Genomic DNA, 17,761 nt, shown 5'->3' on the forward strand with positions numbered 1-17,761 from the left:
CCGGCTGACCCGGTGGCACCACCGGTTGCGGAAGCCCGGCGGGCGGCATGAGCGGTGACGACGGGGTGGGCGGCGGGGCGAACACGGGCGGCGCGGCGGCGGCCTGAGGCGGGGGAACCGAGACCGGCCGCGAGGCGATCGGCGGCGGCGCGGTTGACGGAGGCGCGATCGACGGCGGCGCGGTTGACGGCGATGCGATCGGCGGGGGCGCGGTCAACGGTGGCGGCGCGATTGGCGGCGGCGCGAGCGGTGCTTCCGGCCGGCCATACGACTGGGGTGCGGGGAATGACTGCGGTGCGGTGAACGACTGTTGCGCAGTGGATGGCTGTTGTGCGGGGAACTGTTGTGCGGGGAACGGCTGTTGCGGAGCGTACGCCTGCTGCGGTGGAAACGACTGTGGCTGAGTGCATGACTGCGGTGGGGCAGGTGACCGAGGTGGGGCGTACGACTGTGGCGCCGTGTACGCCTGCGGCGGTGGGTAGGACTGTGGTGTCGCGTAGGACTGCGGTGTCGCGTAGGGCTGTGGCGCTGGATAGGACTGTGGCGCGGTGGATGACTGCGGTGCTGTGGTGGGTCCCGGCGGGGGAGCATTCGGGGCCGGGGGCTGCGTCGCGGGGGGCGCGAACGAGGCGGGTGTGGGCGGCGGTCCGTACGAGGCCGGCGGTCCGTATGAGGGTGGCGGTCCGAACGAGGGTGGCGGGCCGAATGCGGGCGGTGCTGAGGCGGGTGTTGACGGTCCCGGTGTAAAGGCCGGTGGGGCCGACGCCGGTGCGGGCGACGGCGGGCCGAATGAGGGTGGGGCCGAGGCCGGCCCTAGCGGCGGTCCGACCGGCGGCGGTGCCGAGGTGGGCGCGGACGGGGGTGGTGCGAACCGGGGTGGCGCGAACGAGGGCGGCGCCGAGGATGGCATCGATGACGGCGGCCCGAACGGCGGGGCCGATGCTTGCGACGGCGGGGCCGATGCTTGCAATGGTGGGGCCCAGGCGGGCGCGGGTCCGGTTGATGGCGCTGGACCGGCTGACGGCGGTGACCAGGCGTTCGGCGATTGCCAGGGGACGGCTCGGCCTGCCGGGCCGGGCTGGCCGGGAGCCATCTGCGCCGCGGGGTACGCGGGTTGCGCCGGGGGCGCCGATTGAGCGTATGGCTCGGCCTGCGGTGGCGCGCCATGCGACGGCACGCCATGCGGTGGCGGTGGCACGCCATACGAGGGCACACCGTGCGGTGGCACAGCCTGCGGTGGTGGCGCGGCCTGCGCCGGCTGCCCCGGCGGCAGTTGCCCGCCGGGTGGCATGGCGTAACCGGGCGGCGCGGACTGGCCGTACGGCCCCGGCTGGCCCGGCGGTAGCGGCTGGCCCGGCGGTGGGTACTGGCCCGGCGGTACAGGCTGGACCGGCGGTACGGCCTGGCCCGGCGGTACGGGCTGGCCCGGTGGCAGAGGCTGGCTTGGTGGTGGTTCCGGCGCCGGCCAGGTACCGGGTGGAGGGCCCGCGGGCGGCTGACTCACGACCGCCGGTCCTCGATAGAGGCGTGCACCTCGGCGTGTACCGAGAGATCCAGCCACTCCTCGTTGCCGCTCAGCGCCGACTCCCGCAACGTCTCGCCGTACACCTGCACCAGCGTCTCCGACGGCATCGGGGCCGAGGGGGACTGCTCCCACGCGAAGCCCACCCGCTCGGTCATCCCCGGGTTCAGGTACTGGACCTCGCTGCCGTCCCGGACCAGCAGGATGTGATCAGGAGGCTTTCCGCGCGAACCGCCCGTGGCGGTCAGACCTTGGACCTGCGGTATCCGGATGATGGCTCCGATGCTGGTCTGGCTCTCGTCGGCGGTCACGTTGACGTAGGCGATCACGACGAACCAGCGGTCGCCGTCCTTCTGCGGCTTGTACGGCGACAGGTCGGTGACGACCCGGCAGGTGAGCACATTGACGTTCCAGGGCCCGTCCCTGCTCACCGTGTTCGGCTTGACCTGCGGAATCCCGGCCGAGGCCGAGGAATCCAGCCCGTGGAAGAGGCTGGAGGCGGCCAGGGCGAGCGCGCCGGCGCCTATGCCCAGCCAGCGCAGCGGAAGTGCGGTGAGTCGAGCCGCCATAGATCTGAATGCCATGGCCTACCCCCGTCCCGTCGAGCCCCGCGCGGGAGTATATGCGCCTCGTCGATATCTCAGGCGAGACGATTGTGCCGGCGTGGACCGGGGTACGGGTCTTGTCGAGGTGATCGCCGATGAATCGGAACGATTCCGAGTTCGTCGAGTCTCGGTAGGGGGTCTCTTCGGTGGTGAACAGGAACGATTCCGAGTTTGTTGAGGTGTGGGAGAACTTCCACGGCTTGGTCAACATGGCCTCCCCTGAGCTGCGTGACTGGCTGTTCAACACGCCCGACGGGGCGGACACCTATGCGCCCGAACCGGACATCGACATCCACGCGCTCGGTTTGCAGGTACTTCAGATCAAGGAAAAGCGGCGTACGGACATCACCAGTACCGATCTGGACACGATGCGTGAGGTGTCGGACCTGATTCGCGGCAGGCTACAGAACGCGCCGGAAACGGACATCAATGATGATCCGTGGCGGAGCACGCTCATGACACTCGGGCACGACCCGACCCGGGCCGATTCGCCGAGGGGCCCGGACGCCGAAGCCTGACCACGCCCGCGGGGGCTGGAGCGCCCAGACTCAGCGGGTACGGGTGCCGAGGCGCAGCGACTGCCAGGACCCGTCGCCGTACCACCCGCCGTCCACCGACAGCGCGGTGCCGTTGATGAAGCCGCTGCGGGCCGGGTCGGCGAGGAACAGCACCGCCTGAGCGATGTCCTCCGGGCTGGCGAACCGGCCGAGCGGGACGTGCGCGGTGATGTCCTCGTCGCCGTACGCGCCTTCCCCCTGGCTCGCGTCGTCCATCGGGGTCTTGACCCAGCCCGGGCACACCGCGTTCACCCGCACCCCGCGGCCACCCCACTCGGCGGCGAGCGTCCGGGTCAGCCCGATCAGCCCGTGCTTGCTGGCGTTGTACGCGGACCGGTCGGCCACACCCCGCAACCCGGCCACCGACGCGATGTTCACGATCGAACCGGCGCGCTGGCGCAGCATCATCCGCCCGAACGCCTGGCTGATCAGGAACGGGCCGGTCAGGTTGATGTCGAGTACCCGCCGCCAGGCGGCCGGGTCGAGGTCTTCGGCCGGACCGATCTCGGCGACACCGGCGTTGTTGACCACCACGTCGATCCGGCCGTAGCGCTCGGTGACCGCCGCCGCGCAGGCCGCCACGTCGGCCTCGCTGGTCACGTCGCCGGCCTGCACGAGTACGTCCGGGAAATCGTCGATCGCCTGCCGGTCGAAGACCACGACGTCGTACCCGTCGTCGCGCAGTACCTCCGCGCAACGCCGGCCGATCCCCTGTGCCGCACCAGTCACTATCGCTACCCCGGTCATGGTCGACACTTTAGGTGCTTACTCTGCGAGAGTGGACGGAACCCGACCTGCGGAGATCGCGGTCATCGGTGGCGGGATCGCCGGGCTGGCCGCGGCGTTGCGGCTGCGCGACCGGCTCGGGCGAAATGCCCGCATCACCGTGTTCGAGCAGAGCACCCGGCTGGGCGGCAAGCTGCGCACGGATGCCTTCGCGGGCGGCTATCTGGAGGCCGGTGCGGAGACATTTCTCATGCGGGATCCGGACGGTTCGCCGAGCGCGGCGGCGGAGTTGGCCCACCGGGTCGGCCTGACGGACGCGATCCGGCACCCGGCGACCAGCCAGGCGGCGTTGGCGGTGGACAACGCGCTGCGGCCGATCCCGCGCGGCACGGTGATGGGGGTACCGGCGGATCCATCCACATTGGACGGAGTGGCGCGGCTGGCGGTCGAGCGGGACCGGGACCTCGGCCGCCCGCTGCTGGCGCCGGACCAGGACGTCGCGGTCGGCGCACTGGTCCGGGAGAGGCTCGGCGACGAGGTCGTCGACCGGCTGGTCGACCCGTTGCTCGGCGGGGTATACGCCGGCCGGGCCGATGACCTGTCGCTGGCCACGACCGTGCCGGCCCTGGCCCGGACGGCGCGGATCGAACCGACCCTGCGCGCGGCGGTGCGGGCCGCGCTGCCGGGCGGGGCTGGCGGCTCGTCGAACGGCGGTCCGGGCGGCTCGATGACCAGCGACGAACCCGGCACCGCGGCCGGCGGCAGCACGGCGGGCGGGAGCGCGGCGGGCGGCAGCGCAGCGGACGGCAGCCCCGAGGTGAGTCACGCCGCGTCCGGCGGTGCGGCGTCGGGTGGCGCGGCGTCGGGTGGTGCGGCGTCCGGCGGCGCGGCGGGCCGGGCGGGGACCGGGCCGGCCGGCGGGCCGCCGTTCGGGACGATCGACGGCGGGCTGAGCCGGCTGGTGTCCGCGGTCGCCGAGGCCGCCAACGCGCGGCTGATGTTGGGGCTGCCGGTACGGGAGCTGTCGCGTACCGCCAGCGGCTGGCGGCTGCTGGTCGGCTCCACCCACGACCCGTCCACAGTGGAGGTGGACGCCGTGGTCCTCGCGGTACCGGCTCGCCCGGCTGCCCGGCTCCTGGCGGGGGTCGACCGGGCGGCGGCGGACGAGGTCGGCGTCCTCGACTACGCGAATGTGGCGCTGGTCCGGATGGCGGTACCCGAGGCGGAACTGCCGGCGCTGTCCGGGCTGCTGGTACCGGCCGTCGAGGGGTACGCGGTCAAGGCGCTGACCATCTTCAGTACCAAGTGGGATCACCTGCGGCGGGCGGACGGCATCGCGCTGCTGCGCGCCTCGATCGGCCGGTACGGCGACACGGCGGTCCTCCAGCGCACCGATTCCGAACTGATCACGCTCGCCCGCTCCGAGCTGGGGAAGCTGATGGGTACGCCGCTGCCGGAGCCGTTCGCCGCGGACGTCGTCCGGTGGGGTGGCGGGCTGCCGCAGTACCAGCCGGGGCACCTGGGGCGGGTGGCCGCGGCCCGGGCCGCACTGGCCGGGCACCCGACCCTGGCGCTGGCCGGCGCGGCGTACGACGGGGTGGGCATTCCGGCCTGCGTACGGTCCGGGGAGACGGCCGCGGAGCACCTCCTAGACTCGTTGTCATGACCGAGCAGACCAACGCGGCACGGATCAAGGAACTGAACGCGACCATCCGCTACACGATGTGGTCCGTCTTCCGGGTCAGCCAGTCGCTGCCCGCCAACCGTGACGACCTGATCGCCGAGGTCGAGGGGCTGTTCGAGCAGCTGGCCGGCAAGGACGTGGTGATCCGGGGCACGTACGACGTGGCCGGGCTGCGGGCCGACGCGGACCTGATGATCTGGTGGCACGCGACCACCTCCGACCAGCTTCAGGACGCCTACGGGCTGCTGCGCCGCACCGAGCTGGGCAGGCACCTGACCCCGGTGTGGTCGCAGGCGGCGCTGCACCGGCCGGCCGAGTTCAACAAGAGCCACCTGCCGGCGTTCCTGGCCGGTGAGGAAGCACACCCGTACGTGTGTGTGTACCCGTTCGTCCGGTCCTACGAGTGGTACCTGCTGCCCGACGAGGAGCGTCGCGAGCTGCTGGCCGAGCACGGCCGGATGGCCCGCGCGTACCCGGACGTGCGCGCCAACACGGTGGCGAGCTTCGCGCTGGGCGACTACGAGTGGATCCTCGCGTTCGAGGCCGACGAGCTGTACCGCATCGTCGACCTCATGCGTGACCTGCGCGCCTCGGAGACCCGCCGGCACGTCCGCGAGGAGGTGCCGTTCTTCACCGGCCGGCGTCGTTCCGTGCCGGAGCTGATCGCCGGCCTGCCGTAGTCGGCTGCCCGGGCGAGCTGATCGCCGGCCTGCCGTGAACCGGCTGCCCGGTGGGCCGGCCGGGCGTTCCCGCGCAGCCGGCTGCCTCACCCGCCGAGAGCTGCCTCACCCGCCGAGAGCTGCCTCACGCGCCGAGGCTGACGGCCTCCGCGGAGCGGGCGCCGGGCCGGCGCATCGGGACGTGTGGGATGCCGTCCTCGACGAACTCCGGCCCGTCCGGCTCGAAGCCGAGGCCGGCGTAGAAGCCGGCCAGGTGGGACTGGGCGTCCAGCACGCAGGTGCGGTCGCCGACCCGGTCCAGGGCGGCGGCCATCAGCCGGCGGGCGAGGCCCGTGCCCCGCTGCGGCGCGGCCACACAGACCCGGCCGATCCGGGCGCTGCCGTCCGGCTCTTCCATGATCCGCAGGTACCCGTTGGGGCCACCCTGCTCGTTGTGCCAGACGTGCCAGGTACCCGGCTCGGTGTCCCTGCCGTCCAGCTCCGGGTACGGGCAGGTCTGCTCGACCACGAACACGTCGACGCGCAGGCGCAGCAGCGCGTACAGCGTTCCGGCGTCGAGTTGGTCGAAGGCGGCGAACCGGATCCCGGCCGGCGAGGTCGCCGGCCCGGCCGGTTCAGTCTTCACGGGGCTCGAGCGTGAGGCTGATCGAGTTGATGCAGTACCGCTGGTCGGTCGGTGTGCCGTAGCCCTCGCCCTCGAACACGTGACCCAGGTGCGAGTCGCAGTTCGCGCAGCGCACCTCGACCCGGCGCATGCCCATCGAGTTGTCCTCGATGTAGCGCACCCGGTCTTCGGCCAGCGGCTGGAAGAAGCTCGGCCAGCCGCAGTGGCTGTCGAACTTCGTGTCGCTGGTGAACAGCTCCGCGCCGCAGGCCCGGCAGCGGTACACACCCTTGGTCTTGGTATCGGTGTATTCGCCGGTGAACGGCGCTTCGGTGTCGGCCTGTCGCAGTACCCGGAACTCAGCCGGGGTCAGCCGGACCCGCCACTCGTCCTCGGTCTGTGGAAGGTCGGTCTTGGAAAGATCCATGCCTCAACGGTACGGCGTGCGCGGCCGATCGTTCAGGACGAGCCGGTGCCGGTCCTGGACGGGGCTGGCCGGTCGCCCGCCGGTACCTTTCGGCGGTTGTGCTCGGGGCGCGGCCTGCGCGGGTTGGAGTCCAGGGTGACGCCGGAGTCGGCGTCCGCCCGGGCGGGCGCCGGGACTGCGACACGCGCGGCCGACCGGGGGTGCGCCGGGGCCTTCGGGTGCGCCGGGTGGGCGGCCGTCCGTCCGGCTGCCGCCGGTACCGGCTGGGCGGGAGCCGACGGTACGGCGGCCCGGCGCGGCCGGGTCAGCCGGCGCCCCAGCTCGATCATGGGCTGCTCCACCCACCGGTGCAGCACGTCCGCGATGACCAGGCTCACCAGCGCGGTCAGCGCCACCTGACCGATGCCGGGCCGGGTGTTCAGGGTCGCGATCACCACCAGGCCGGCCAGCCCCTGGACGAGGTAGACGGCGTACGAGCGCTCACCGAAAATGATCATCGGACGGCGGGACAGTACCCAGTTCAGCGGCCCCACGTGGAGCACCGACGGCAGCAGAAGCGCGACCAGCACCGAGTACCCGGCGATGACGATGGGCTCGCCGCCGAACCAGCTCACCGCGGGCTGGATGAACAGCTGCGCCACGACGAACCCGGCCGCGATCGCCACCCCGGCGACCGGGTGGGTCAGCGGGCGTACCCAGCGGAAGGTCCGCCGGTCGTGCATGAGCAGCGCGAGCAGGCAGCCGATCAGGATGGTCGCGTAATGCACCGCGGCGCCCTGGTTGAGCGAGGCCATGATCGCGAGTGACAGTGCCAGCAGGATGATGGTGAGCCCGGCCCGCCGAACCAGCGGGATCGCTCCGGCGGCGAACGCCAGCAGCGGCCAGAGAAGGTAGAACTTCTGCTCGATGCCGATGGTCCAGGACTGGATGAAGCCGCCGGGCGGGGCGAAGTCGGTGAGCACGGTCGATGCGTAGTACGGCAGCGCGGCCAGTGTTCCGGTGGAACGCAACTGGTCGCGGGCGTGGTAGACGCCGACGAGTACGGCGAGCACCACGAGGTACACGGGCAGGATCCGGAACACCCGCCGTACGTAGAAGGCACGGAGCGAGATGCGTCCGGCTCGGTCCTCCTCGCGCAGCGCGAGCGTGGTGATCAGGAAGCCGGAGAGAACGAAGAAGACCTGTACGCCGCTCCACCCGGACATCCGGGCCCAGTGCGGCCCGCCGAAGTGGAAGAACACCACCATCAGCGCCGCGATGGCCCGCAGGCCGTCGAGCGCCGGGAACCGGCGCGCCGCCCGATAGTCGTTGTAGTTGAGCATGCGCATCGGCTGTTCTCCAGGCGCGGTACGAGGTCCGCAGACAATTCACCCTTCGGGATGACTTAGTGACTATAGCCCGCGAAGATCCGAAAACGGGCAGCTTGGCAGAAATACCTCAGGAGGCCAATATCGGTGCAAGTAGACCGGGAGATCGGTTCTGGGTCGCCGCGGCGTCAGACGCGCCGAGCTGCACCGGTCGGACGCCTACCGGTCGAGTTAACGGGCATCCTCTAGGGTCGGGGCATGGCGGCAAAGGCCGAGGAGATCGAGGTCGCCGGGCGTAGCGTCCGGTTGACCAGCCGAGACAAGATCTATTTCCCGGAACGCGGATTTACCAAGGGCGACGTCTTCGAGTACTACCTGGCGGTCGGTGACGGCATCCTGCGGGCGTTGCGCGGGCGGCCGACCACGCTGCAGCGCTTCCCCGAGGGCATCGACGGCGAGATGTTCTTCCAGAAGCGGGTACCGACCCGGGGCGTGCCGCCGTGGGTGCAGACCACGACGATCGGGTTCCCGAGCGGGCGCAAGGCCGACGAGCTGTGCCCCGCCGATCTGGCGCACGTGGCCTGGGCGGCACAGCTCGGTACCGTGGTCTTCCACCCGTGGCCGGTACGTTCGTCCGATGTGGACAGTCCGGACGAGTTGCGCATCGACCTGGATCCCCAGCCGGGTACCGACTTCGGGGACGCGGTCACGGTCGCCGGCGAGGTACGCGCGTTGCTCGACGAGCTGGGTTGGGTCGGGTACCCGAAGACCTCGGGCGGTCGCGGGGTGCACGTGTACGTGCGCATCCGTCCACAGTGGAGTTTCGTGCAGGTGCGCCGCGCCGCGATCGCGCTGGCCCGTCGCATCGAGCGCCGCCGGCCCGATCTCGTGACCACCAACTGGTGGAAGGAGGAGCGGGGCAGCCGCGTGTTCGTGGACTTCAACCAGATGGCCCGGGACCGGACCATCGCGTGTGCCTACTCGCTGCGGGCCAACCAGCGGGCCACGGTGTCCACGCCGGTCAGCTGGGAGGAGCTGACCGAGGTCGAGCCGAACGATTTCGACCTGCGTACCGTGCCGCAGCGGCTGGCCGGCGGGGCCGACCCGCACGCGACGATCGACGACGTCGAGCACGATCTCACGCCGCTGCTGGAGTGGGCGCAGCACGACGAGCACGACGGCATCGGTGACATGCCCTACCCGCCGGACTATCCGAAGATGCCGGGCGAACCGCTGCGGGTGCAGCCGAGCCGGAAAGCCAAAGCCTCCCAGTAAAGCCCGGCGCTACCGTCGCCTCATCAAGACCTTGACCAACGCCACCGAGCCGGCGACCCCGGCCGTCACGAACAGTCAACACATGCTGAGCACCACCACGTGCCACGGCCTGAGACCACCCATGGGCGAAAGGGTAAGCGGGCCACGCAAATCGGGCTTCCCCGCTCGCCGGTGCCAGATGCCCGCGGCGGGTGCCGCGACGAAGCCACCCCATCGTGGCTCGAGACGGTGCCGGCGGCCCTACCGCCGCCGCCTGAGCCACGGCAGCATCAGCAACACCAGCAGGGCGGCCATGGCGGTCGCCGCGAGGAGGGTGCACAGCACCGTCACCACCAATTGCCAAGGATGGATAGCACCCATGGGCGCGGGGTAGGCCGGACGGGGAAGAACCCCCGGTTGTCGCGCTACGGCTTGGTCAGGTGTGCACCCGCGCCCACGGCGTAGGCTTCCCGGAGCCAACCGGCCAACTCGTCGTCCAACTGATCCAGCGACGACACCCGGATCTGGTGGACGAACAACCGCTTCGTATATGGCGACGAGCTGATGATGCGCGGATCCTCCACCACGCGCTGCAGGTCCATGTAGGCGGCGAGCCCGTGCATGGTGGGTCTCGCGCCCGCGAAGCCCCGCCGGCTGCCCTTGAACGTGATCGACGTCTTGGCGACCGCGTAGGTAAACGGTCCGCAGGCGGCAACCAACTGCACGAACCGCAGGTAGAGAGCCACCGGAACGGGAGGTTTGCCGCGCAGGTGATCCTCGACGGTCCACTCACCCGTGCGGACGGAATCCGATGCGTCGAGAGATGTCGTGGTCAGTTCCATGCGGGCAGGTTAGCGGCGGGGTACGACAGTCCGGCGTCAGCCGTTCACTGTGCCGGACAGGTCAGCCCGGCGGCCGGTACGGTCAGGTTGATCAGGTATCCGTCGACAGCCTGGCGGATGCACTCCGTCTGCGGGTACGCGGTGTGCCCCTCGCCCTGCCAGGTGAGCACCTGACCGACGCCGAGCATGGCGGCCAGCTTCCCGGTCTGCTCGTAGGGGGTTGCCGGGTCGTTCGTGGTGCCGATCACCACGATCGGGGGCGCGCCGGCTGCCTTCCCGGTCGGGTACGGGTCGCGCTTCGCCGGCCAGACGGCGCACGAGATCAGGCCGAGTGCCATCTGGGTGCCGAAGATGGGGTACTTGGTCCGCCACTGGCTCTGCAACGCCCGCGCCTGGTCGATGCTCTCGCCGCTGTTGTCGTCGTCGCACTCGACGGTGTTGAAGATGTCGAACATGTTCGTGTAGTGGCCGGCCGGATCGCGTTCGGCGTACGCGTCGGCGAGCTCGAAGATCTTCGTCGGGTTGCCGTTGGACAGGTCGCCCAGCGCCTGGCCCAGCAGCGGCCACTCCTCCTGCGAGTACAGCGACTCCGCGACCCCGGTGAGGATCCAGCCGCCGGTCGCCTTGCGCCCGTCGGGGCCCGGTGCCGGGTTGGTCTTGGCCGCGGTCAGCAGGGTGGTGAGGGTGGCGCGCGGATCCGCCCCGGCCGGGCAGGAGTGGTCGCGGCACCAGGAGGCGAACTCGTCGTACGCGTGCTCGAAGCCCTGCGCCTGGCTCTCCACGCTGGCGATCGTGTTTGCCGTCGGGTCGATCGCGCCGTCCAGGACCATCGCCCGGATGTTCTTCGGGAACAGCTGCGCGTAGGTGGCGCCGAGCAGGGTCCCGTACGAGTAGCCGAGGTAGGTGATCTTCGGATCGCCGACCGCCTGGCGGACCGCGTCCATGTCCCGGGCCGCCTGTTCGGTGGAGAACAGTCGCAGGGCGTCACCGTATTTCGCCTGGCAACCCTGCGCCATCTTCCGGTTCAGCGCGACCGTGGCGTCGAAATCGGCTTGGCTGACCGGATCCGGGTCGGCCCCGAACGTCGCGTCCTCGTCCGCGTCGGTGAAGCATTTGACCGGGTCGGACTTGCCGACGCCGCGCGGATCGAACCCGACGATGTCGAAGCGCGAGAGGACGTCGGCGGGCAGCTCGGTCGACAGGTACACGGCGAGGTCGACGCCGGAGGCACCGGGGCCGCCGGGGTTGACGACCAGGGAACCGACCCGATTGCTCTGCTTGTCGCTGCGCACCCGGGTCAACGCCAGGTCGAACGTCTTGCCGTTGCCCGGGTTGGCCCAGTCCTGCGGTACCTGGATGGTGCCGCACTCGTACGACATGTTGGCCGGAACCTTGGGCAGCAGCGCCTTGGCCTCCTGCTGGCATGCTGTCCAGCCGACCGTCGATCCGGGCGAGTCGGCCGCGGGCTTGCCGGCCGCGGGCGGAGACATCCAGCGCAGGCTCGGCGTGCAGCCGGCCACGGCCAGAGCCAGCAGGGCGGCGATCAGAGTCGCGGCACGGCGGCGCGTCAGGCGTGGGTGTGGCCAGCTCTCCGGACGGTGCCGCTTGATCTGTGCCGCGTGCTGGGAGCGGTCACCCTCCATCGCGTCGTACCCCACATCGGTCGGCGGTTCCCAGGACAGGGATTCGGTCGCTGAAGCCCATCCTCCCAGATCAGGGGATGCGTCTGTGCGCCGTTCTCACGTTCCATGCGATCTCGAAGGGCGGTTTGCCCGGTACGGCGGCCGGTTTGCCGACCAGTCTGGCTCGGCGCGTCTGGCGCCGCGCTGCGACCCAGACCAGTCGCGCGGCACGGCAGGGGTCGAGGCACACTCCGCCGCCGGGGCCGGTGACGCCGCCCACGAGTCGGGTCGAGGCACACTCCGCCGCGGCCGGTGGCGGGCCTTCAGGGCGGCGGGATCTCGCCCGAACCCCGGGCGATGAACCGGGTCATCAGAACCACCGAGCGGGGCGGTGCCTGGTACCCGTCGATGCGCGAGAACAGCAGTTGGGCCGCGGTACCCCCGATCGTGGCCGGGTCTTGGCTGACCACGGTGACCGGGCGGGGCAGCCTGTCGGCCAGCGGGAAGTCGTCGAAGCCGACCAGCGCGACCCGCGGCAGCGGAGCGCCCAGCCCGTCGATCGCGCCGACCGTTATCAGGTCGTTGCTGCTGAACAGCGCGGTCGGCGGAGCCTGCCGGCTCATCAGTTCGGCCACCGCCTGCGCCGCCTCGGCCCGGGAGCGCAGCCCGTGGCGGACTAGACCGGGATCCAACTCCACGCCGTGCGCGCGCAACGCCTCCTGGTAGCCGGCGAAGCGCTCGCGGAGGGTCCAGATGTCCCGCTGGTCGCCCAGGTAGGCGATCCGCCGGTGCCGGTGCGCGAGCAGGTGGGTGACCGCCTTCCGGGTCGCGTCCCGATTGTCGACGGTGACCGTGTCCGCGTCCAGTCCGCGCGCCGGGCGGTCCGCGCAGACCACCGGCATGCCCTGGGCCATCTGCGCCTTCAGGAGGCTGTGACTGCCCGCCGTGGGTACCACGATGAGGCCGTCCACCTGGCGCGCGGAGAAAGCCAGCACCACCTCGCGTTCCCGCCGCGGATCGTCGTTGGTGCTGCTGACCAGCACGAGGTATCCGCGCCGGTACGCCTCGTCCTCCACCGCGCGGGCGAGCGTGGCGTAGAACGGGTTGGCCAGGTCATCGACGACCAGCCCGATGGTCCGCGTGGTCTGTGCCTTGCGCCGCAGGTGGGAAGCGTTGTCATTGCGCTGGTAGCCGAGCCGGGACACCGCCTGTTCGACCCGGGCTGTGGTCTGCGGAGAGACCCCTCGATCGCCGTTGACCACCCGGGACACCGTCATCAGGCTGACTCCGGCCGCCAGGGCGACGTCCTTCATGGTCGGTCGAGCGGCCACTGAAGATCACCTAGTTCACGTCACACGAGTCGGGAGTGAATCAGGGAACGTTATCAACCGGCGTGGATGCTGCCACACGGCCGGACGGCCGGCAACCCCGGCGCCGTCGGCCGAGGTCGGGGTTATCACGATCCGACAACGATGACGCTGCTCGCAGGCGTGGACCCGGTCGGTGTTTCCGCAGGTGGCCTCGTCATCGATGGACGGTACCGGTGGCCATCGACGCTCTTGACATGCCGCATCGACGTGCACAGAATTCGCGGAATCGTGTGAACGTTATCAACGACTGATCTGGGTCGTGGCGCGGCGCCAGGCCAGTCGCAGACCACTCTCATCGCTCAAGCCCCCGGGGATCGCCGATGACCGAACCATTGCTGGAAGCCCGCGGCCTGACGAAGCGGTACGGGCAGGTCCAGGCACTGCAGGGCGCGGACTTCACCGCGTACCCGGGCGAGGTCGTCGCCCTGATCGGAGACAACGGCGCCGGCAAGAGCACCCTGGTGAAGGCGCTGTCCGGCGCGCTGCGGCCGGACGGCGGCGACATCCTGCTCGAGGGACGCGCCGTGCACCTGGACAGTCCGCTGGACGCGCAGCGCCTGGGCATCGAGACCGTCTACCAGGATCTCGCGCTCGCCCCCGACCTCGACGCGGCGGCCAACCTGCACCTGGGCCGCGAACTGTACTTCGGCGGCATCCTGCGCCCGCTGAGCATTCTCGACCGGGGCGCGATGCGCCGCGCCGCTCGCACCGCGTTCGCGGAGTTGGGCATCGACCTGCGCGACATCACCGTCCCGGTCGGCTCGCTGTCCGGCGGGCAGCGCCAGTCGGTCGCGGTCGCCCGCGCGGTGGCCTACGCCAACAAGGTGATTTTCATGGACGAGCCGACCGCTGCGCTCGGCGTGGTCCAGCGCGGCAGGGTGCTCGACACCATCCGGCGGGTCCGCGACCGTGGCGTGTCCGTCGTGCTCATCAGTCACAACATGCCGGAGGTACTGGCCGTGGCAGACCGGGTCGAGGTGCTGCGGCTGGGCCAGCGGGTCGCCCGGTTCACCGCGGCGGAGTCCACAGTGGAGGAGTTGGTCGGCGCGATGACCGGTGCTCTGGCGGCGCAGTCATGACCGCTACGGAAGTCGGAGTCGTTGAGGAAAACGGCGGCGCGGTCGAGCCGCCGAGTGCCTCGCTGAGCCAGCGCCTGCTCGGCGCGAACGCGCTGTGGACGTTCCTGATCCTGGTCGGGCTGGTGGTGTTCTTCACCATCGCGGCGCCGAGCACGTTCCTGACCCAGTACGACATCACGCAGATCGCCACGAACGCGGCCATCTATCTGGTACTCGGCGTGGGCATGACGTTCGTCATCATCACCGGCGGCATCGACCTGTCGGTCGGCTCGGTGCTCATCCTGTCCGGCGTGTTGGCCGCGGAGTACGTGGTGCACCACGGCGGGTACAACGCGCACTGGCCGAGCATCATCGTCGGCATCGTGATCAGCATGGCCACCGGCACCGCCTGGGGTGTGCTGCAGGGGTTCGTGTGCGCCAAGGCGAAGGTACCGCCGCTGATCGTCACTCTGGGCGGGCTGGGCATGGCGCTGGGCATCGCCCGGATCATCACGACCGGCAACGACGTGGCCGGCGGTGCACCCAACGCGTTGGTGGAGACCCTGGGACTGGGCAAGCTGTTCGGGGTCATCCCGTGGATCGTGATCGTGGCTGTGCTGTGCACCGTGGTGTTCGGTCTGGTGCTGGCGTACACACGGTTCGGCCGGTATACGTACGCCATCGGCTCCAACGCCGAGGCCGCTCGCCGGGTGGGCATCAAGGTGGAGCGCAAGCTCATCCAGGTGTACGCGCTGTCCGGACTGATGGCCGGCATCGCGGGCGTGATGTCGCTGGCCTTCTTCCACACCACCACGATCGCCGGCCACAGCACGGACAACCTCGCCGTCATCACCGCCGTGGTGATGGGCGGAACCAGCCTGTTCGGCGGCCGGGGAACGATCGTCGGCACCGTCATCGGCGTGTTCATCCCCGCCGTGCTCAACAGCGGCCTGGTCATCATCGGCGTCCAGCAGTACTGGCAGGACGTGGCGGTCGGCGCCGTACTGGTCTTCGCGGTGTACCTCGACCAGCTGCGCCGGCGCTCCCGGGAACGCAGCTGACAACACCCAACTGGAGGAGACACATGAGCACAAGAAGGTCGGCGTGCGTGGCGGTTGCCTCGCTCGCCATGCTGGCCGCGGCGGCCGGCTGTGGCAACTCGGGCTCGTCGAGCGGCGGATCCTCCGGCGGCGGCTCGCTGTCCAGCAAGACCGTCGAGCTGATCACCGGGGTCAAGAGCGACCCGTTCTACATCACCATGACCTGCGCGGCGCAGGAGGAGGCCCAGAAGCTCGGGGTCAAGTTCAAGTCGGACGGCTCGTCCCAGTGGGACGTGTCGTTGCAGCGCCCGATCATCGACTCGGTGGCCGCGACCAAGCCGGCCGGCCTGCTCATCTCGCCGGTGGACACGGACGCGCTGACGCCGGACATCAAGCAGCTGCAGAGCGCCGGTACCAAGGTGGTGCTCGTCGACACCGCGGTGACCGACACCTCGGTCGGCGTCTCCCGGATCTCCTCGGACAACGAGGCGGGCGGCAAGACCGCGGCGGACGCGCTGGCCAAGGAGATGGGTGACAAGGGCTCGGCCATCGTCATCAGCGTGAAGCCGGGCGTGTCCACGACCGACGCCCGCATCAAGGGCTTCACCGACCAGATGAAGGCGGCGCACTCGGGCATCACGTTGCTGCCGGTGCAGTACGACAACGACGACCCGGCCAAGGCGACGTCCATCGTGCAGTCGACGATCGCGGCGCACCCGGACCTGGGCGGCGTCTTCGCCGACAACGTGAACACTGCCGAGGGCGTGGCCGCCGGCGTGAACCAGGCCGGCAAGAAGGGCCAGATCAAGATCTCCGCCTTCGACGCCGGCCCTCAGCAGGTCCAGGACCTGCAGAATGGTACGGTCCAGGTCCTGATCGCACAGGACCCGGCGAACATCGGGAAGCAGGGCGTCGATCAGGCGGTGGCGGCCATTCAGGGCAAGTCCGTACAGGGGACGATCGGCACCGATCTGGTCGCTATCACCCCGGACAACATGAAGGACCCGAATGTGACGAAGTACTTCTACAAGGGTTCCTGCTAACTCACGACGAATCGCGGCGGGGCAGGCTGGGCAACGGGATTGCCCTGTCCTGCCCCGCCGGGGCGTGTCCGCCCGCCGTACCGGCCGCTCGGCCCGGGCGCGGGCGTTCGCGCCGGCACGGGAAGGAAAGAAATGAGCGAGCGTCAGCGAGTGAATCGGAGTTGCGGCGCCCTCGTGCCTCATGCCGGACCGCAGCGTAGCGAGGATCCGGCATGAGCGAGCGTCAGCGAGTGAATCGGAGTTGCGGCGCCCTCGTGCCTCATGCCGGACCGGCAGCGGAGCGACTGGTCTGGGTCGCCGCGCGGCGTCAGACGCGCCGAGCCAGACTGGTCGGAGAGGATCCGGCATGAGCGAGCCGGCATTCGACGCGGCCGGTCCGGTCGCCATCGCGGTCGACGTGGGCGGGACGAAGGCGGCGGTGGCCCTGGTCAACGCGGCCGGTGAGGTCTTCGACCACCAGGTGATCCCGACCCCGGGCGGGGAACTGATCGACCGGCTGCGCCGGCTGGTCGCCCGGGTCGCCGAGCCGGTCGGGCTGGACCGGGTGGTCGGCATCGGAATCTGCAGCGCCGGCCCGGTCGACCTGGCCGCCGGTACCGTGATCCCGGTCAACATCCCGGAGCTGCACGGGGCGCCGTTGCTGGCCCGCCTCGCCGACCTGGTACCGGGTCGCCCGGCCCGGCTGGTCGGCGACGGCCCGGCCACCGCGGCCGGAGAGCACTGGCTCGGTGCCGGTCGGGGCTGCGACGACCTGCTCGCGATCGTGGTGTCCACCGGGATCGGCGGTGGTCTGATACTCGGTGGCCGGCTACACGGCGGGGCATCCGGCAACGCCGGGCACGTCGGGCACGCTCCCGTTGTGGTCGACGGCGAACGGTGCCAGTGCGGCGGGCGGGGCTGCCCCGAGGCGTACGCCAGCGGACCCTCGATGGTGCGCTGGGCGCTCGCCAACGGATGGCGGCCTCGGGACACCGCGGACGCCGTGGAGCTGGCCGCCTCGGCGCGGGCTGGAGACGAGACGGCCGTGGCGGCGTTCGAGCGGTCCGGGCGGGTACTCGGCGCCATGATCGCGGCGGCCGCGGCCACCTGCGACCTCGCCCGGGTCATCATCGGCGGGGGCGTGTCGCAGGCCGGCGAGCTGCTGATGGCTCCGCTGCGCCGGTCGCTGGCCGACCACGCGGCGCTGCCGTTCATCCGGCGTATCGAGGTGGTCGGCGCGCGGCTGGGCCCGAGGGCGAGCCTGATGGGTGCGGCGGCACTCATCCACGACGCCGAGGCGTACACGGCCGACGGTCGGGTCACCGCCACACTGGTCGCCGCCTAGCAGACGTCGGTACCGGCGCTCCGGCCGAAAGGCGGCCGCGCTCCGGTCGTTCATCGGCTACAGTCGACGTTCTTCGGCGATGACCGGCCGAGCGGA

At 70.7% G+C, this 17,761-nt stretch carries 17 protein-coding genes; 9 read left to right on the top strand and 8 right to left on the bottom strand.

What is annotated here, in order from left to right; all coding sequences use genetic code 11:
* Positions 1 to 1,165: 1,165 nt before the first annotated feature.
* Positions 1,166 to 1,345 (top strand): hypothetical protein, encoded by a 180-nt coding sequence (locus Raf01_RS09970; protein ID WP_203917491.1) that lies wholly within the window; start codon positions 1,166 to 1,168, stop codon positions 1,343 to 1,345.
* A gap of 155 nt (positions 1,346 to 1,500) precedes the next feature.
* Here the strand turns inward: Raf01_RS09970 and Raf01_RS09975 are convergent, their stop codons facing one another.
* Complete coding sequence (locus Raf01_RS09975; RefSeq protein ID WP_203917492.1) at positions 1,501 to 2,106, bottom strand: hypothetical protein; 606 nt, start codon at positions 2,104 to 2,106, stop codon at positions 1,501 to 1,503.
* A 200-nt stretch (positions 2,107 to 2,306) separates the two neighbouring features.
* Here Raf01_RS09975 and Raf01_RS09980 point away from each other — a divergent pair, with 200 nt between their 5' ends.
* Entirely contained in the window at positions 2,307 to 2,645 is a 339-nt protein-coding gene (locus tag Raf01_RS09980) for a DUF3140 domain-containing protein (protein WP_203917493.1), read from the top strand.
* Between the two features lie 30 nt (positions 2,646 to 2,675).
* Here the strand turns inward: Raf01_RS09980 and Raf01_RS09985 are convergent, their stop codons facing one another.
* Positions 2,676 to 3,431, bottom strand: coding sequence for an SDR family NAD(P)-dependent oxidoreductase (locus tag Raf01_RS09985; protein WP_203917494.1), 756 nt, complete (start codon positions 3,429 to 3,431; stop codon positions 2,676 to 2,678).
* Here Raf01_RS09985 and hemG point away from each other — a divergent pair.
* The gene (hemG, locus tag Raf01_RS09990) at positions 3,430 to 5,076 is read left to right on the top strand and encodes a protoporphyrinogen oxidase (RefSeq protein ID WP_203917495.1); all 1,647 of its coding nucleotides are present in this window, start codon (positions 3,430 to 3,432) and stop codon (positions 5,074 to 5,076) included. The two genes, Raf01_RS09985 and hemG, sit on opposite strands and share 2 nt — an antisense overlap.
* On the top strand, positions 5,073 to 5,774 hold the full coding sequence (gene hemQ, locus Raf01_RS09995) for a hydrogen peroxide-dependent heme synthase (protein WP_203917496.1): 702 nt from the start codon (positions 5,073 to 5,075) through the stop codon (positions 5,772 to 5,774). Before hemG ends, hemQ begins: the two co-directional genes overlap by 4 nt.
* Positions 5,775 to 5,898: 124 nt before the next feature.
* On the opposite strand, the gene Raf01_RS10000 is transcribed toward hemQ, so the two are convergent.
* Genes Raf01_RS10000 through Raf01_RS10010 form a run of 3 tightly spaced genes read right to left on the bottom strand, consistent with a single transcriptional unit; the run spans position 5,899 to position 8,133 of the window.
* Entirely contained in the window at positions 5,899 to 6,399 is a 501-nt protein-coding gene (locus Raf01_RS10000; RefSeq protein WP_373319515.1) for a GNAT family N-acetyltransferase, read from the bottom strand.
* Positions 6,389 to 6,805, bottom strand: a complete 417-nt coding sequence (gene msrB, locus Raf01_RS10005; RefSeq protein ID WP_203917497.1) for a peptide-methionine (R)-S-oxide reductase MsrB — start codon at positions 6,803 to 6,805, stop codon at positions 6,389 to 6,391. The genes Raf01_RS10000 and msrB overlap by 11 nt, the downstream gene beginning before the upstream one ends.
* Before the next feature lie 32 nt (positions 6,806 to 6,837).
* Positions 6,838 to 8,133 (bottom strand): acyltransferase family protein, encoded by a 1,296-nt coding sequence (locus Raf01_RS10010; RefSeq protein ID WP_203917498.1) that lies wholly within the window; start codon positions 8,131 to 8,133, stop codon positions 6,838 to 6,840.
* Between the two features lie 237 nt (positions 8,134 to 8,370).
* Between Raf01_RS10010 and ligD the strand changes: the two genes are divergently transcribed.
* Positions 8,371 to 9,387, top strand: a complete 1,017-nt coding sequence (gene ligD, locus Raf01_RS10015) for a non-homologous end-joining DNA ligase (protein WP_203917499.1) — start codon at positions 8,371 to 8,373, stop codon at positions 9,385 to 9,387.
* Between the two features lie 404 nt (positions 9,388 to 9,791).
* On the opposite strand, the gene Raf01_RS10020 is transcribed toward ligD, so the two are convergent.
* The 3 genes from Raf01_RS10020 to Raf01_RS10030 all read right to left on the bottom strand — a co-directional run bounded on the left by Raf01_RS10020 (position 9,792) and on the right by Raf01_RS10030 (position 13,161).
* Positions 9,792 to 10,208, bottom strand: a complete 417-nt coding sequence (locus Raf01_RS10020; protein WP_203917500.1) for a DUF5655 domain-containing protein — start codon at positions 10,206 to 10,208, stop codon at positions 9,792 to 9,794.
* A gap of 44 nt (positions 10,209 to 10,252) precedes the next feature.
* The gene (locus Raf01_RS10025; protein WP_203917501.1) at positions 10,253 to 11,851 is read right to left on the bottom strand and encodes an alpha/beta hydrolase; all 1,599 of its coding nucleotides are present in this window, start codon (positions 11,849 to 11,851) and stop codon (positions 10,253 to 10,255) included.
* A 302-nt stretch (positions 11,852 to 12,153) separates the two neighbouring features.
* The gene (locus tag Raf01_RS10030) at positions 12,154 to 13,161 is read right to left on the bottom strand and encodes a LacI family DNA-binding transcriptional regulator (protein ID WP_239133500.1); all 1,008 of its coding nucleotides are present in this window, start codon (positions 13,159 to 13,161) and stop codon (positions 12,154 to 12,156) included.
* A gap of 359 nt (positions 13,162 to 13,520) precedes the next feature.
* Between Raf01_RS10030 and Raf01_RS10035 the strand changes: the two genes are divergently transcribed.
* From Raf01_RS10035 to Raf01_RS10050, 4 genes are all read left to right on the top strand, one after another.
* A complete protein-coding gene (locus Raf01_RS10035; protein ID WP_203917502.1) occupies positions 13,521 to 14,279 on the top strand; it encodes an ATP-binding cassette domain-containing protein in 759 nt (252 codons plus the stop codon).
* Positions 14,276 to 15,319 (top strand): ABC transporter permease, encoded by a 1,044-nt coding sequence (locus Raf01_RS10040; protein ID WP_203917503.1) that lies wholly within the window; start codon positions 14,276 to 14,278, stop codon positions 15,317 to 15,319. The genes Raf01_RS10035 and Raf01_RS10040 overlap by 4 nt, the downstream gene beginning before the upstream one ends.
* Positions 15,320 to 15,342: 23 nt before the next feature.
* Positions 15,343 to 16,341 carry an ABC transporter substrate-binding protein gene (locus tag Raf01_RS10045; RefSeq protein ID WP_203917504.1) on the top strand — a complete coding sequence of 333 codons (999 nt, stop codon included), beginning with the start codon at positions 15,343 to 15,345 and terminating at the stop codon, positions 16,339 to 16,341.
* Between the two features lie 346 nt (positions 16,342 to 16,687).
* Positions 16,688 to 17,665: an ROK family protein gene (locus tag Raf01_RS10050; protein ID WP_203917505.1), complete on the top strand. Its 978-nt coding sequence runs from the start codon at positions 16,688 to 16,690 to the stop codon at positions 17,663 to 17,665.
* The last annotated feature ends 96 nt before the right edge of the window (positions 17,666 to 17,761 follow it).

This window comes from Rugosimonospora africana, from assembly GCF_016862975.1.
Classification (GTDB): domain Bacteria; phylum Actinomycetota; class Actinomycetes; order Mycobacteriales; family Micromonosporaceae; genus Rugosimonospora; species Rugosimonospora africana.